Origin of the sequence: Pseudomonas sp. TMW22080, assembly GCF_022496745.1 — a bacterium.
In the GTDB taxonomy this organism is placed as follows: domain Bacteria; phylum Pseudomonadota; class Gammaproteobacteria; order Pseudomonadales; family Pseudomonadaceae; genus Aquipseudomonas; species Aquipseudomonas bubulae.
In genome coordinates this window covers 89,164-103,962 of sequence record NZ_SCFF01000004.1, presented here as the reverse complement: position 1 = coordinate 103,962, position 14,799 = coordinate 89,164, and the positions used below count along the sequence as shown (strand labels likewise).

Sequence of the window (14,799 nt, the reverse complement as noted above, 5' to 3'; positions counted from 1 at the left end):
CCTGATGCGCCGCAGTGATGCCATCGCGAGCAGGCTCGCTCCCACAAGGGCAGTTACAACGGCAACGCCGCCCCTTTAGGCCACAGCAGCCAGATATTGCCCTTTTGTTTCATGTCGCCTGCAATTTGCCCTGCCTCGGGGCCCGTACCGACAAAGAAGTCGGCCCGCACTTCGCCGGCAATGGCGCCGCCGGTGTCCTGGGCGGCAACCGGGCGCACGATGGGCTGGCCGTCGGCCTGGGTGGTCGATAACCACAACAGGCTGCCCAGCGGGATTACCTTGCGGTCCACGGCCACGCTGTAACCGGCCGTCAGCGGCACGTTCAGCGAGCCGCGCGGGCCTTCGTTGCTGTCGGGGTTCTGAGTGAAGAACACGTAGCTGGGGTTGCTGGCCAGCATCTCGTGGACGCGTTGCGGGTTGGCCATGGCCCAGGCGTGAATGGTGCCCATGGTCACGTCTTCTTTCTTCAATTCGCCTTGCTCGACCAGCCAGCGGCCAATCGGTTTGTACGGGTGGCCGTTCTGGTCGGCATAGCCAATGCGCAGTTGACGGCCATTGTCCAGCTGGACCCGGCCAGAGCCCTGGATCTGCAGGAATTGCAGGTCCATCGGATCGGTCAGCCACGCCAGTACCGGAGCATTCAGGCCGTTGCTGTTGATGGTTTCAGCGGTGTCGTAAGGTTTGAGTACACGGCCTTCGAGGCGACCGCGCAGGCGTTTGCCTTTGAGCTCGGGGTAAATGCTGTCCAGGTTGACCACGATCAGATCAGACGGTACGCCGTAGATCGGTACATTGGCCGCCTGGGTGGGCTTGAGGCTGCCCGGGTAAACGGGTTCGTAGTAACCGGTGATCAGGCCGTCGCTGCTGCCTTCGGCCGAACGCAAGCTGTAGACGTCGAGGTGGGTTTGCAGGAAGTTGCTGATTTCGGCCACGCTGGGGCTGGCAGGCAGGGCCGCAGCGTCGCTGCATACCGGCCCCCAGTTGGCGTCGGCCTTGAGACGGGTGCAGGCGCTGCGCCATGAAGCGAAGCCGCTTTGCAGGTCATTGCCTGTCACTTCAGGCAGCGCACTCCAGTCGGCTTTGCTGTAGGTCGTGTGAGGTTCAGGTTTTGCGGCATTTTTGTCCGCGTCCTTGTCGGTGCCGTTGCACCCGGCCAGGAGCATGACAACGGGCAGCGCCCAGGCCAGTGGTTTGAAAAATATGTTCATTGACGCTGTTCCTTAACGGCTGCCGAGGTCTGATGGCCTTCAAGGCAACCCGTATATTTAATAAGGGTATTGGTCTTTACGGGTGACACGAGGATACTGGCGGCCGATTTCCGTGACCTGAAGCCACCATGATTCTTAAACGATTGACTGTTGTAGTGCTGGCCTGCCTGACGCTGACGGCGTGTGGCGGGGTTGATCCCGATTCGCCGCTAGGCCAGCGTAAAGCGATTTTCAAGCAAATGCTAAAGACCAGTGAAGATCTGGGCGGAATGTTGCGGGGTCGAATTCCGTTCGATGGTCCGCGCTTTACCGCAGGCGCTATCAAGTTGGATGCGTTGGCTTACGAGCCGTGGAAGCATTTCCCTCAAGTAAAGGAGAGCGATCAAACCAGCGCTACTGATGACGTCTGGCAAAAGCAGGCACGTTTTCAGGAGTTGGCGCGGCAGTTGGAGGCTGCTACGGGTGAGCTGGTTATCGCCAGCCAGGTGCAACCCTACAAGGCCAGTAACCTGATGCCTGCGGTGCAGAAGGTCGAAGACACCTGCAGTGCGTGCCACAAGGCATTCAGGAATCACTGAGTAAAGTTGAGCCGGTACCCACCTGCTGTGGGAGCGGGCTTGCTCGCGATGCAGGCGACGCGATCTGTCAGGCAGACCGCAGCGATCCCATCGCGAGCAAGCCCGCTCCTACAGGGCGTATTACTTGTCCAGCTGATCCAGCGCTTCCTGCAACTCTTTGCGCGATTCGGCCAGCTTGTTTTTGCGCTTGTCGATTTTTTCCGGGTCGCCTTTCTTCATGGCCTTGTCCAGATCTGCCTGGCGCTTGCTGACTTCGTGCTTGGCTTCCAGCACCTTGTTTTCGCGTTCCTTGCGCAGGCCCGCGTCGGTGCAATGGGCTTCAACTTCGCTCAGGGCTTTTTCCAGGCCTGCTACCTGGTTGCTGTTGCCGTGGGCGCGCGCTTGCTCAAGTTGCAGGGTGATGGCCTGCTTCTTGGCAGCACAGCCGGTCAGTTCAGGCGCTGTGTCGGCGGCCATCAGCGGGGCAGCCAACAGGCCGCAGACAGTAAACAGGGCGAGCGGTGAAAGTAATTTCATAAATAGCTCCATGACCAAAGATGACAATTAAATAAGGTCGAAAGAACGCTGCACAAGCGTCGTTCGGCGGTTCGAAACCGTGGATGTTAGCAGCATCCGTACGCAAGCAATCCGTTGCGCGATGCCCGCCAGCAGCAAAAAGCCCCGAACAGTCGCCTGTCCGGGGCTTTTGGTGCAGCAGGCTTAATTACAAACCAGCGGCAGTACGCAGTTCTTCAGCGCGGTCGGTACGCTCCCACGTGAACGTGGTGAAGGTATCGTCGCCAACCGTTTTGGTCTGCGGGATACGGCCGAAGTGACCGTATGCTGCAGTTTCCTGGTACATCGGGTGCAGCAGATCAAGCATCTTGGTGATGGCGTATGGACGCAAGTCGAACACCTCACGCACCAGCTTGATGATCTTGTCGTCGGAAATTTTGCCAGTGCCGAAGGTATTCAACGAAATCGAAGTCGGTTGAGCGACGCCGATTGCGTAGGAAACCTGGATCTCGCAACGCTCAGCCAGGCCGGCAGCCACGATGTTCTTGGCCACGTAACGACCGGCGTAGGCCGCCGAACGGTCAACCTTGGATGGATCTTTACCCGAGAACGCGCCGCCGCCGTGACGGGCCATGCCGCCGTAGGTGTCAACGATGATCTTGCGACCGGTCAGGCCGCAGTCGCCAACCGGGCCACCGATGATGAACTGGCCAGTAGGGTTGATGTGGAACTGGGTGTCTTTGTGCAACAGATCAGCAGGCAGCACGTGCTTGACGATCAGCTCCATCACGCCTTCGCGCAGGTCTTTGTTCGACACTTCCGGGTTGTGCTGGGTCGACAGCACGATGGCGTCGATGGCCACAACCTTTCCGCCTTCGTAACGGCAAGTGACCTGGGACTTGGCGTCCGGGCGCAGCCACGGCAGCAGGCCGGATTTGCGGGCTTCTGCCTGGCGCTGTACCAACTGGTGAGAGAAGGTGATCGGTGCCGGCATCAGCACGTCGGTTTCGTTGCTGGCGTAGCCGAACATCAGGCCCTGGTCGCCGGCGCCCTGATCTTCAGGCTTGGCGCGGTCTACACCCTGGTTGATGTCAGGAGACTGCTTGCCGATGATGTTCATCACGCCGCAGGTAGCACCGTCGAAGCCGACGTCGGAGCTGGTGTAACCGATGTCGGTGATCACGTCACGAACGATCTGCTCCAGGTCAACCCAGGCCGAAGTGGTGACTTCGCCGGCGATGATTGCTACGCCGGTTTTCACCAGAGTCTCGCACGCCACACGGGCGAACTTGTCTTCAGCAATGATGGCGTCCAGCACCGCGTCAGAAATCTGGTCGGCGATTTTGTCCGGATGCCCTTCAGACACGGACTCGGAGGTGAAAAGGGAGTATTCGCTCATCTCGACGGTTTCCTAATATTTACCGATGGTGAGTGTCGCCAGCTGGCCGCTGAAAGTGGCGGACCTGAAGCTGGAAACCATTACGTAAGCCTACATAGAGGCTTTCCCCGGGAACGAGTCCCGCAGCGGTGGCCCAACGGGCCAGATCATCTTGTTCAAAACCCAGCCATAAATCACCGCAGGCCTCGCGGGCCCACGCCTGATTATGGCTGCACAACTCTGTTACCAGCAGGCTACCGCCCGGTTGCAGCAAGGTCGCCAGTTGCCTGAGTGCTTCGGCCGGTGCAGCGAAATGGTGCAAGACCATGTTCACGACCACGCAATCGACCTGGATCGGTGCTTCATGCAGCGCGTCGGCCAGGATCAGGCTGACGTTGTTCAGTGACTCGCGTTCACACAACTGGCGGGCCAGCTCCAGCATCACCGGGCTGTTGTCCAGCGCCGTGACCTGATGGAAACGACGGGCCAGGTCGGGCAAGAAGCTGCCATCGCCGGGGCCGACTTCCAGGGCTGTGGCCCCCGGGCCGAAGCTCAGTTTGTCGAGCAGGGTTAAAACACTGTCACGGTATTGCGGCAAGCCGGCGATCAAATCCTGTTGAGCGCGAAATTTCTCGGCTATGCGTGAGAAAAAGTCCTGACTGGCGGCTGCACGTTGGCCGTGTACGGCGCTGATGCGCGCCTGTACATCGGCGGGCAAGGCCAGGTTATCGACCTCTTCCAGCAGTGCTGCATGCAATTTGCCGCCCAGTTGTTCGGTATGGGGCAGGGCGCGGCGATAAAAAATCGCGTTGCCTTCGCGCCGGGTTGCAACCAGCCGTGCCTGGGACAGCACCTTGAGGTGGTGGCTCATGCCGGACTGCCCGGTGGCGAAAATCTGTGTCAGTTCCAGCACACCAAACGAATCATTGGCCAACGCGCGCAGCACATTGAGTCGCAGCGGATCGCCTCCAGCCTTGCACAGGGCGGAGAGCTCGTCGCAATCGTCATGGCGGATTGAAGGCACGCGTAAGTTCATGGGGCCGCAGTCTAGTTACCCGCTCAAGCCCCCGCAAGTTCAATATCAAAACTTTTTGATATTGGTCGATAAATGGCACGTTTGTCGGGTGGAATGTGCTTATTAACGAAATGAAATGTCCGATCCTTAACAGATTGCCTGCCTGAACAAAGGAAAAACGTTTCAGCTGACTATCTGTCATTGCCCCGAGGGGGTGGGTGAGGGAAAATGCTCGCCTTTTTTCCGTTTCGATTTAACTTCCAATACCCAGGAGAACAGCGATGCCCAGCCGTCGTGAGCGTGCCAACGCCATTCGTGCACTCAGCATGGATGCCGTGCAAAAAGCCAACAGCGGTCATCCAGGTGCCCCTATGGGTATGGCGGATATCGCCGAAGTACTGTGGCGCGATTATCTGAAGCACAACCCGAGCAATCCTTCGTTCGCTGACCGTGACCGCTTCGTGCTGTCCAACGGCCACGGTTCGATGCTGATCTACTCGTTGTTGCACCTGACCGGCTATGACCTGTCGATCGACGACCTGAAAAACTTCCGCCAGCTGCACAGCCGCACCCCGGGCCACCCGGAGCTGGGCTACACGCCGGGCGTTGAAACCACCACTGGCCCGTTGGGTCAGGGCCTGGCCAACGCTGTGGGCTTTGCCCTGGCCGAAAAAGTCATGGGCGCGCAGTTCAACCGTCCTGGCCATAACGTTGTCGATCACCACACCTACGTGTTCCTGGGTGATGGCTGCATGATGGAAGGCATTTCCCACGAAGTTGGCTCGCTGGCCGGCACCCTGGGCCTGAGCAAACTGATCGCTTTCTACGATGACAACGGCATCTCCATCGATGGCGAAGTTGAAGGCTGGTTTACCGACGACACGCCAAAGCGTTTCGAAGCCTACAACTGGCAAGTGATCCGTAACGTTGACGGTCACGACCCGGAAGAAATCAAGACCGCGATCGAAACCGCACGCAAAAGCGACCAGCCAACGCTGATCTGCTGCAAGACCACCATCGGTTTCGGTTCGCCGAACAAGCAGGGCAAGGAAGACTGCCACGGTGCTCCACTGGGCAACGATGAAATCGCCCTGACCCGCAAGGCCCTGAACTGGAACCACGGTCCATTTGAAATCCCGGCTGATATCTACGCCGAATGGGATGCCAAGGAAGTCGGTGCTGCGGTTGAGTCCGAGTGGGACAAGCGCTTCGCTGCCTACGCTGCCGAGTTCCCTGAGCTGGCCGCCGAGCTGTCCCGTCGCCTGAGCGGCAAGCTGCCAGCTGACTTCGATGCCAAGGCCAACGCCTACATCGCTGAAGTCGCGGCCAAAGGCGAAACCATCGCCAGCCGTAAAGCCAGCCAGAACGCGCTGAATGCCTTCGGCCCGTTGCTGCCTGAATTGCTGGGCGGCTCCGCTGACCTGGCCGGCTCCAACCTGACCCTGTGGAAAGGTTGCAAAGGTGTTTCGGCTGAAGACGCCAGCGGCAACTACGTGTACTACGGTGTACGTGAGTTCGGCATGAGCGCCATCATGAACGGCGTTGCCCTGCACGGCGGCCTGGTGCCTTACGGTGCAACCTTCCTGATGTTCATGGAATACGCCCGCAACGCCATCCGCATGTCGGCCCTGATGAAACAGCGCGTGATCTATGTGTTCACCCACGACTCCATCGGTCTGGGCGAAGACGGCCCGACTCACCAGCCGATCGAACAGCTGACCAGCCTGCGTACTACGCCGAACCTGGACACCTGGCGCCCGGCCGATGCGGTGGAATCCGCAGCTGCCTGGAAATACGCCCTGGAGCGCAACGACGGCCCGTCCGCGTTGATCTTCTCGCGTCAGAACCTCAACCACCAGAACCGTGATGCCGGCCAGATTGCCGATATCAACCGTGGTGGCTACGTGCTCAAGGACTGCGCAGGCGAGCCTGAGCTGATCCTGATCTCGGCCGGTTCCGAAGTGGGCCTGGCTGTTCAGGCCTGGGAAAAACTGACCGAACAGGGCCGCAAGGTTCGTGTGGTGTCGATGCCATGCACCAGCGTGTACGAAGCTCAAGATGCGGGCTACAAGCAGTCGGTTCTGCCGCTGCAGGTGAGCGCCCGTATCGCCATTGAAGCCTCCCACGCTGACTACTGGTACAAGTACGTGGGCCTGGAAGGCCGCGTGATCGGCATGACCACCTACGGCGAGTCGGCGCCTGCGCCTGCCTTGTTCGAGGAGTTCGGCTTCACCCTGGAAAACATCCTGGGTCAGGCTGACGAGCTGCTGGAAGACTAAGTAACAAAGTGGCTGCCTTATTCGCGAGCAGGCTCGCTCCCACATGGGCTATGTAGATCCCTGTGGCAGCGAGCCTGCTCGCGAAATAGTAGTGGTGAAGGATTCACCTTGGTAATCGAGAACCCCATGCCTCAACCGCGTCCCTACAAAGTTGCACTCAACGGCTACGGCCGGATTGGTCGTTGTGTCTTGCGTGCGTTGTTCGAGCGAGGGGCTTCTGCCGGGTTTGAAATTGTTGCACTCAATGATTTGGCCGATATGGCCAGTCTCGAATATTTGACGCGCTTCGACTCCACCCATGGCCGGTTTCCCGGCGAGATACGGATCGAAGGCGACTGCCTGCATATCAATGGCGACTGCGTGAAAGTGTTCCGCAGTGCCACCCCCGAAGGGATCGACTGGGCCGCGCTGGGCATTGACCTGGTGCTGGAATGCTCCGGTGTCTACAACACCCGTGCCGACGGCCAGCGCTTTCTGGATGCCGGGGCTCCCGGCGTACTTTTTTCGCAACCGATGGCCAGCGACGCCGATGTCGACGCCACCATTGTCTACGGCGTCAACCAGCACAGCCTGACGGGCGAAGAGCGCCTGGTGTCCAACGCTTCCTGCACCACCAATTGCGGCGTACCGCTGTTGCGTCTGCTGGATCAGGCGCTTGGCCTGGAGTACGTGTCGATCACCACGATTCACTCGGCGATGAACGATCAGCCGGTCATCGATGCCTACCATCATGAAGACCTGCGACGTACTCGCTCGGCCTTTCAGTCGGTGATTCCGGTATCGACCGGCCTGGCCAAAGGCATTGAGCGCCTGTTGCCGGAACTTGCCGGCCGAATTCAGGCCAAAGCAGTACGGGTGCCGACCTTGAACGTGTCGTGCCTGGACATCACCCTGACCACGGCCCGGGATACCGATGCCGCAGAAGTGAACCGCCTGCTGCGCGAGGCTGCCACCAGCGGCCCGCTCAAAGGCTTGCTGGCCTACACCGAGCTGCCGCACGCCAGCTGTGATTTCAATCATGACCCTCATTCGGCCATTGTCGATGCCAGCCAAACCCGCGTTTCCGGCCCCCGGCTGGTGAACCTGCTGGCCTGGTTCGACAACGAATGGGGTTTTGCCAATCGAATGATCGATGTGGCAGAGCACTACTTGCACGTTACCCACCCAAAATCCGTTCTCTAACATTAGAAACTCAGGAATTGCGACCCATGACCGTGTTGAAGATGACCGACCTCGATCTGCAAGGTAAACGCGTACTGATCCGCGAAGACCTCAACGTCCCAGTCAAGGACGGTGTAGTCACCAGCGATGCGCGTATCCTCGCTTCGCTGCCGACCATCAAGCTGGCGTTGGAAAAAGGCGCGGCGGTTATGGTCTGCTCGCACCTGGGACGTCCGACTGAAGGCGAGTTCTCGGCTGAAAACAGCCTCAAGCCTGTAGCCGAGTACCTGAGCAAGGCCCTGGGCCGTGAAGTGCCGCTGGTCAGCGATTACCTCAATGGTGTCGACGTCAAAGCCGGCGACATCGTGCTGTTCGAGAACGTGCGCTTCAACAAGGGCGAAAAGAAAAACGCCGACGAACTGGCCAAGCAATACGCCGCCCTGTGCGACGTGTTTGTGATGGACGCTTTCGGCACCGCTCACCGCGCCGAAGGTTCGACCCACGGCGTGGCCAAGTTTGCCAAGGTTGCTGCGGCAGGCCCTCTGCTGGCTGCTGAACTGGAAGCACTGGGCAAGGCCCTGGGCGCCCCGGCCAAGCCAATGGCGGCCATTGTTGCCGGCTCCAAGGTGTCTACCAAGCTTGAAGTGCTCAACAGCCTGAGCCAGATCTGCGATCTGCTGATCGTGGGTGGCGGTATCGCCAACACTTTCCTGGCCGCTGCCGGTCACCCGGTGGGCAAGTCGCTGTACGAGCCCGACCTGCTGGAAACTGCCCGCGCCATCGCTGCCAAGGTCAACGTGCCCCTGCCTACCGACGTAGTCGTGGCCAAGGAGTTCGCTGAAAGTGCCGCTGCCACCGTCAAGCTGATTGCCGACGTGGCTGCTGACGACATGATCCTGGATATCGGCCCGCAAACTGCTGCGCATTTCGCCGAGCTGCTCAAGTCTTCGAAGACTATCCTGTGGAACGGTCCGGTTGGCGTGTTCGAGTTCGACCAGTTCGGCAACGGCACCAAGGTTCTGGCCCGGGCCATTGCCGACAGCGCAGCGTTCTCGATTGCGGGTGGCGGCGACACTCTGGCGGCGATCGACAAATACGGCATTGCTGATCAAATCTCCTACATCTCCACCGGCGGTGGTGCATTCCTGGAGTTCGTCGAAGGCAAGGTACTGCCTGCCGTTGAAATCCTGGAAAGCCGCGCCAAAGCCTGAAGGTGTTTCAGGCCCTGAAAGGAAGCATGGACATGGTCAAGTTGTTACCGCTGTTGATGATCGCGGGCTTTTTGGCCGGTTGCGCCGGCTCGAGCGAGTCGGTGCCCGAGGCTGCAACCCCTGAAGAGAGTGGTTGTTACCAGGCTGACTGGCAGGCGCAAAGCGTGCCGCTGGTCAATAAACGCTCAGGGCCCGAGGCGCTGGAAAAATACGAGTCGCCCAAGCCTTCACAAGAGCGCGGGTGCCCATGATTTGAAATGCGGCCCACCCAATGGGCCGCATAGCTATAGCTGAAGCTGTAACGTTTCAGCTAAATCGCATTGGCCATATCGGGGCAAACCCCCGATCTGCAATAACTTGAATAGCAGCCGCCGCTACGGCAGGCTTGCACGATTAACGACCCTTGTCCGGGAGAGACACACACAATGGCACTTATCAGCATGCGCCAGATGTTGGACCACGCCGCCGAATTCGGCTACGGCGTTCCAGCCTTCAACGTAAACAACCTTGAGCAGATGCGCGCCATTATGGAAGCCGCTGACAAGACCGACTCCCCGGTGATCGTTCAGGCCTCGGCCGGTGCGCGCAAGTACGCGGGTGCTCCTTTCCTGCGTCACCTGATCCTGGCTGCAATCGAAGAATTCCCGCATATCCCGGTGTGCATGCACCAGGACCACGGCACCAGCCCTGACGTGTGCCAACGCTCGATCCAGCTGGGCTTCAGCTCGGTGATGATGGACGGCTCGCTGGGTGAAGACGGCAAGACCCCGACCGACTACGACTACAACGTTCGCGTGACTCAACAAACCGTTGCCCTGGCGCACGCTTGTGGTGTTTCGGTTGAAGGCGAGCTGGGCTGCCTGGGTTCGCTGGAAACCGGTATGGCTGGCGAAGAAGACGGCATCGGTGCAGAAGGCGTTCTGGATCACAGCCAGATGCTGACCGACCCGGAAGAAGCGGCTGACTTCGTCAAGCGCACCCAGGTAGATGCCCTGGCAATTGCCATCGGTACTTCCCACGGCGCTTACAAGTTCACCAAGCCACCGACTGGCGACGTACTGGCAATCGACCGTATCAAAGAGATCCACAAGCGCATTCCGAACACTCACCTGGTGATGCACGGTTCGTCCTCTGTTCCACAAGAGTGGCTGGCGATCATCAACGAGTTCGGCGGCGACATCAAAGAAACCTACGGTGTGCCGGTAGAAGAAATCGTTGAAGGCATCAAGCACGGCGTGCGCAAGGTCAACATCGACACCGACCTGCGTCTGGCATCGACTGGCGCGATGCGTCGCCTGATGGCAACCAACCCGAGCGAGTTTGACCCGCGCAAGTTCTTCGGCGCCACTGTAACGGCCATGCGTGACGTGTGTATTGCCCGTTACGAAGCCTTCGGTACTGCCGGTAATGCTTCGAAGATCAAGCCGATCTCCCTCGAAGCCATGTACCAGCGTTACCTCAAAGGTGAGCTGAACGCCAAGGTCAACTAAGACCGGCGCGTACTAAAAAGCCCGCAGCGATGCGGGCTTTTTTGTGGGTGTCAGTTGCAGCCCTCTCCCTCCGGGAGAGGGCTAGGGTGAGGGTCACTTGAGCAACCCGCGCACACTGATCCACACAGGAATACCCAAGCCAATCCAGCTCAATACATCCCACGCCTCGTCACCCAATAGCGCACTGAACAAGCCCATCACGCTGACCAGGCCAATCGCCAGCGGGATGGAAAACACTTTCCAGAAGTTCGACTGACGGGGCCTCATCGTGCGCTCTCCCTGGCCGCTCGGCGGCGCACCCACCACAGGTAGAGTCCGCTGCCGAGCACCACAATGGTCAGCACGTCGAGAGCCGCCCAGAGAATTTTCATCGGCATGCCGCCGTAATCGCCGAAGTGCAGCGGTTGCGACATGCCCATAGCGTCCATGTACCACGGGCGCCCGGCCACTGCGGTGACCTCCAGGGTACTGGCATCGATCAATACCGGGGTCAGCAGGTGAGAAGTCAGGTGCGTGCTGCCTTTCATAAAGACCGCGTAATGGTGCTCGCTGGAGAACCGTGTACCGGGGAAGGCGATAAAGTCCGGGCGCATGCCGGGCGCGGCTTTGGCTGCGATCTCCAGCAACTGGCTGGCCGGGGCAAGACGGGTCAGTGGCGGAGCATCGCGGTAGGGTTCGATTATGGCGCTGAGGCTGTCATTGCGCCATGCGGCAATGATCAGGTCAGCACAGGCGCTGATAACGCCGGTCACCCCTACCACCAGGGCCCAGGTCAGGGTCACGGCGCCAATCAGGTTGTGCAGGTCGAGCCAGCGCAGGCGTTTGGATTTGTCGGTGCGCACGGTAGCGAATTCATGGCGGCGCATAAAAGGCAGGTACAGCACTGTGCCGGAGATGATGGCCAATACAAACAGCAGGCCCATAAAGGCCAGTAGCAGCTTGCCGGGCAGCCCGGCGAACATGTCCACATGCAGGCGCAGCATGACCATCATGAGTCCGCCATTGGCTGACGGCACCTCTATGGCTTCGCCGGTGCGCGCATCGAGCATAAAGGTGTGGGAGGAATTGGGTTCGGTGCCGGCGGTGGGTGCCATGATGGTCAGGACGGCATTGGGTTCGTCCTCTTCCCAGCCAAAATACTGCATGACCTCGCCCGGGCGATGAGCTTCGGCGGCGCGCACCAGTTGTTGCAGGTCGAGGGTTGGGGTATCGGCGGGCAGGGTTTTGACCTGCGGCGCATCGCCTAGCAGATGGTCGATTTCATGATGAAAAATCAACGGCAGGCCGGTCAGTGCCAGCATCAGCAAGAACGCAGTGCAAATCAGGCTGGTCCAGGTGTGGATAAAGGACCAGCGGCGGATGGTTTTGCTTTTCATGAAAATCCTGAATGCGTAAACCCCCTGTGGGAGCGGGCTTGCTCGCGATGGCATCAACTCGTTTTTGCAGTTGCACCGAGTTGTCTGCATCGCGGGCAAGCCCGCTCCCACAGGGGGAAGGTGGTGCAGCCCTTAGCGGGTTACCACTTGTAGTTGACGCTGGCCATGACGTTACGCCGGTCGCCGTAGTAGCAATAGAAACCGTCGCAGGTCGACAGGTATTCCTTGTCGAATACGTTGTTGGCGTTCACAGAAACCGTGGCGCCCTTGAGCGTTTTGCTGACCTTGCCCAAGTCGTAATGCACCGCGGCGTCGTAGACGGTATAAGCGTCGGTGTGGCCATAAGAAGCGTCGGGCACATAAGCCATGCTGCCGATTGCGATGTTGTCGGTCTCACCAATGTAGCGGGCACCAAAGCCGACGCCGAAGCCATCCAGCGCGCCTTTGTGCCAGGTGTAGTCAGCCCAGATCGAGGCTTGATGTTCAGGCGTCAGGGGCAGTGGACGGTTCTTGTCCAGCGGGTCGGAGACCTTGGTCATCTTGGTGTTGGCATAGGTGTAGGCAGCGGTCAGTTTAAGGTTCTCGTTGACGTTACCCACGGCCTCCAGCTCCACGCCGCGCACGTTGGCTTCACCCAGTGGCCGGCTTACACCCAGGGTGTCGCTGAGCACGATGTTTTTACGGGTCAGGTCATACACAGCAGCGGTGAACAGCATCTCGGTGCCGGGTGGCTGGTACTTGAGGCCCACTTCGTATTGCTTGCCAGTACCGGGCTTGAACGCCTTGCCGCCAAAACCACCCGGCTCGGCCTGGAACGATTCGGCATAGGACACATAAGGCGTGAAGCCGGAATCGAACACATAGCTCAGCGCGGCATTGCCGGTGAAGGCGCTGTCGTCACGTTTGTCGCGCGCATTGTTCTCGTTGTAGAACGTGGTGTCGGTGTGCAGCCAGTCCTGGCGTCCGCCCAAGGTCAAACGCCAGTTATCCAGCGCCATCTGGTCTTGCAGGTAGAGGCCTGTGTCACGGGTTTTCTGGTTGTAGTCGTTGTAAGCGGTGTATTTGACGTTGCTGAAATCCTGCCCGTAGATCGGGTTGATGATGTTGCTGGCCGGGGCTGCGCCGTATTGCCACTTGTAGTTGGTATTGACGCGTTGGTGATCGAGGCCGATCAGTACCGTGTGCTTGAGGGCGCCCGTATTGAAGTCTGCCTGGAAGTTGTTATCCACGGCGAACTGGCTGATGTCTTCGTTCACGATATTGGCGCCGCGCTGCACGGTACCGTCGTCGGCAACGGAGCCGTAGTAACCGCCTGCAGTGATGCCCTGAAATGACAGGTCGCTTTTGGTGTAGCGCAAGTTCTGACGGAACTGCCACACATCGTCAAAGCGGTGTTCGAAGGCGTAACCGAGTGCGTAGTAGGTCTTGTCGTAGAACTCCCACTTCGGATCACCCAGGTTTTCGTGATACTTCACACTGCCCGCCGGTGAGTCAACCTTAGTGCCCTGGATCGGCAAGAACTGACTTGTGATACCGGTGTCGTCACGATTGAACTGGCTGAGGAACGTCAGTTTGGTGTCCGGGTCGATGTTCCAGGTCAGACTGGGCGCGAGGTTATAGCGCTTGTCTTCGTTGTGATCGATGGCGGTGTTGCTGTCGCGTACCAGGCCGCTGATACGGTACAAAAAGCGGCCTTCATCATCGATCGGGCCAGTGCTGTCGAAGCTGATCTGCTTGCGCTGGTAGCTGCCGACCTGGACCTGCACTTCATGGCTGGGGGTGTCCTGCGGGCGACGGCTGACCATGTCCAGCAAACCCCCGGCAGGTGTCTGGCCGTAGACCGATGACGCTGGGCCACGCAGCAGGGCTACGCGCTCCAGGTCCCAGGTTTCCAGCTTGGGCATGGTGTAGGAGCCCTTGGGCAGCGGTAGGCCGTCGAGAAACTGGGTGGGTTCGAAGCCGCGTACCTTCAGCCACTCCGAGCGGCTGTCGCTGCCATAGCTGCTGGCCGTAACGCCGGGCATGTAACGTACTGCATCATCCAGGTTCTGCACCGCCCGGTCCTGCATTTGGCTACGGGTGGCCACGGAGATGGAGCGCGGGGCTTCAGCCAAAGAGGTATCGGTTTTGGTACCCGACGCCGTGCGCTGGGCGAGGTAGCCGTCCACCGGGCCCCAGGCGCTTTCGTAGCTGCCCTGGGCGGAGATGGTCGTTGCTCCTAGAGCCAATGCGCCCTGGGGAATCTCGATCAGAGTAAAGCTGCCAGCCGAGCCGGGCACCAGCTGCAAACCGCTCCCCTGCAACGCCTCACGCAACGCAGTCGTGGCTTCAAATGTGCCGTTGACCGGCGCCGAGGTTTTGCCTGCCAGCAAGGACGAGTCGATGGCCAGGGTGATGCCAGCCTGGCTGGCGATCTGGTTCAGGGTGGCCGCCAATGGGCCGGCGGGCAGGTTGTAGCTGCGCGCAGAGGATGCCTGTTCGGCGGCGATCAGCGTGGTGCTGGCCAGCGGAGCGCCAAGGGCAATGGCAACAGCCAACAGGCTGGGGCGCAAAAACGTGTCGAGGGTGCGGGACATTCGGCGGGTTCCTGAATGGAAATGTTTCTCAA

General features: G+C 59.6%; 13 protein-coding genes. 6 read left to right on the top strand and 7 right to left on the bottom strand.

Annotated features, from left to right (window positions below):
• Positions 1 to 53 precede the first annotated feature (53 nt).
• Complete coding sequence (locus EQV96_RS14675; protein WP_150628467.1) at positions 54 to 1,208, bottom strand: MltA domain-containing protein; 1,155 nt, start codon at positions 1,206 to 1,208, stop codon at positions 54 to 56.
• 128 nt (positions 1,209 to 1,336) lie between these two features.
• Here EQV96_RS14675 and EQV96_RS14670 point away from each other — a divergent pair, with 128 nt between their 5' ends.
• Positions 1,337 to 1,786 (top strand): cytochrome c, encoded by a 450-nt coding sequence (locus EQV96_RS14670; RefSeq protein WP_094999887.1) that lies wholly within the window; start codon positions 1,337 to 1,339, stop codon positions 1,784 to 1,786.
• 120 nt (positions 1,787 to 1,906) lie between these two features.
• Here EQV96_RS14670 and EQV96_RS14665 read toward each other — a convergent pair whose 3' ends face one another.
• The 3 genes from EQV96_RS14665 to EQV96_RS14655 form a co-directional block, all read right to left on the bottom strand.
• On the bottom strand, positions 1,907 to 2,302 hold the full coding sequence (locus EQV96_RS14665) for a DUF1090 domain-containing protein (protein WP_094999888.1): 396 nt from the start codon (positions 2,300 to 2,302) through the stop codon (positions 1,907 to 1,909).
• A 187-nt stretch (positions 2,303 to 2,489) separates the two neighbouring features.
• Complete coding sequence (metK, locus tag EQV96_RS14660; protein ID WP_094999889.1) at positions 2,490 to 3,680, bottom strand: methionine adenosyltransferase; 1,191 nt, start codon at positions 3,678 to 3,680, stop codon at positions 2,490 to 2,492.
• A 19-nt stretch (positions 3,681 to 3,699) separates the two neighbouring features.
• Entirely contained in the window at positions 3,700 to 4,695 is a 996-nt protein-coding gene (locus tag EQV96_RS14655; protein ID WP_094999890.1) for a metalloregulator ArsR/SmtB family transcription factor, read from the bottom strand.
• A gap of 260 nt (positions 4,696 to 4,955) precedes the next feature.
• Here EQV96_RS14655 and tkt point away from each other — a divergent pair, with 260 nt between their 5' ends.
• The 5 genes from tkt to fba all read left to right on the top strand — a co-directional run bounded on the left by tkt (position 4,956) and on the right by fba (position 10,815).
• Complete coding sequence (gene tkt, locus EQV96_RS14650; RefSeq protein WP_095025301.1) at positions 4,956 to 6,953, top strand: transketolase; 1,998 nt, start codon at positions 4,956 to 4,958, stop codon at positions 6,951 to 6,953.
• Between the two features lie 126 nt (positions 6,954 to 7,079).
• Positions 7,080 to 8,135 (top strand): erythrose-4-phosphate dehydrogenase, encoded by a 1,056-nt coding sequence (gene epd / locus EQV96_RS14645; protein WP_095019480.1) that lies wholly within the window; start codon positions 7,080 to 7,082, stop codon positions 8,133 to 8,135.
• A 26-nt stretch (positions 8,136 to 8,161) separates the two neighbouring features.
• A complete protein-coding gene (locus EQV96_RS14640) occupies positions 8,162 to 9,325 on the top strand; it encodes a phosphoglycerate kinase (RefSeq protein WP_094999893.1) in 1,164 nt (387 codons plus the stop codon).
• 32 nt (positions 9,326 to 9,357) lie between these two features.
• Positions 9,358 to 9,576, top strand: a complete 219-nt coding sequence (locus tag EQV96_RS14635; RefSeq protein ID WP_094999894.1) for a hypothetical protein — start codon at positions 9,358 to 9,360, stop codon at positions 9,574 to 9,576.
• A gap of 174 nt (positions 9,577 to 9,750) precedes the next feature.
• On the top strand, positions 9,751 to 10,815 hold the full coding sequence (gene fba / locus EQV96_RS14630; protein ID WP_004419605.1) for a class II fructose-bisphosphate aldolase: 1,065 nt from the start codon (positions 9,751 to 9,753) through the stop codon (positions 10,813 to 10,815).
• Positions 10,816 to 10,908: 93 nt separating this feature from the next.
• Here fba and EQV96_RS14625 read toward each other — a convergent pair whose 3' ends face one another.
• From EQV96_RS14625 to EQV96_RS14615, 3 genes are all read right to left on the bottom strand, one after another.
• The gene (locus tag EQV96_RS14625) at positions 10,909 to 11,082 is read right to left on the bottom strand and encodes a hypothetical protein (RefSeq protein ID WP_094999895.1); all 174 of its coding nucleotides are present in this window, start codon (positions 11,080 to 11,082) and stop codon (positions 10,909 to 10,911) included.
• On the bottom strand, positions 11,079 to 12,191 hold the full coding sequence (locus EQV96_RS14620) for a PepSY-associated TM helix domain-containing protein (RefSeq protein ID WP_240882153.1): 1,113 nt from the start codon (positions 12,189 to 12,191) through the stop codon (positions 11,079 to 11,081). Before EQV96_RS14620 ends, EQV96_RS14625 begins: the two co-directional genes overlap by 4 nt.
• A 140-nt stretch (positions 12,192 to 12,331) precedes the next feature.
• A complete protein-coding gene (locus EQV96_RS14615) occupies positions 12,332 to 14,767 on the bottom strand; it encodes a TonB-dependent siderophore receptor (protein ID WP_095020451.1) in 2,436 nt (811 codons plus the stop codon).
• Positions 14,768 to 14,799 lie beyond the last annotated feature (32 nt).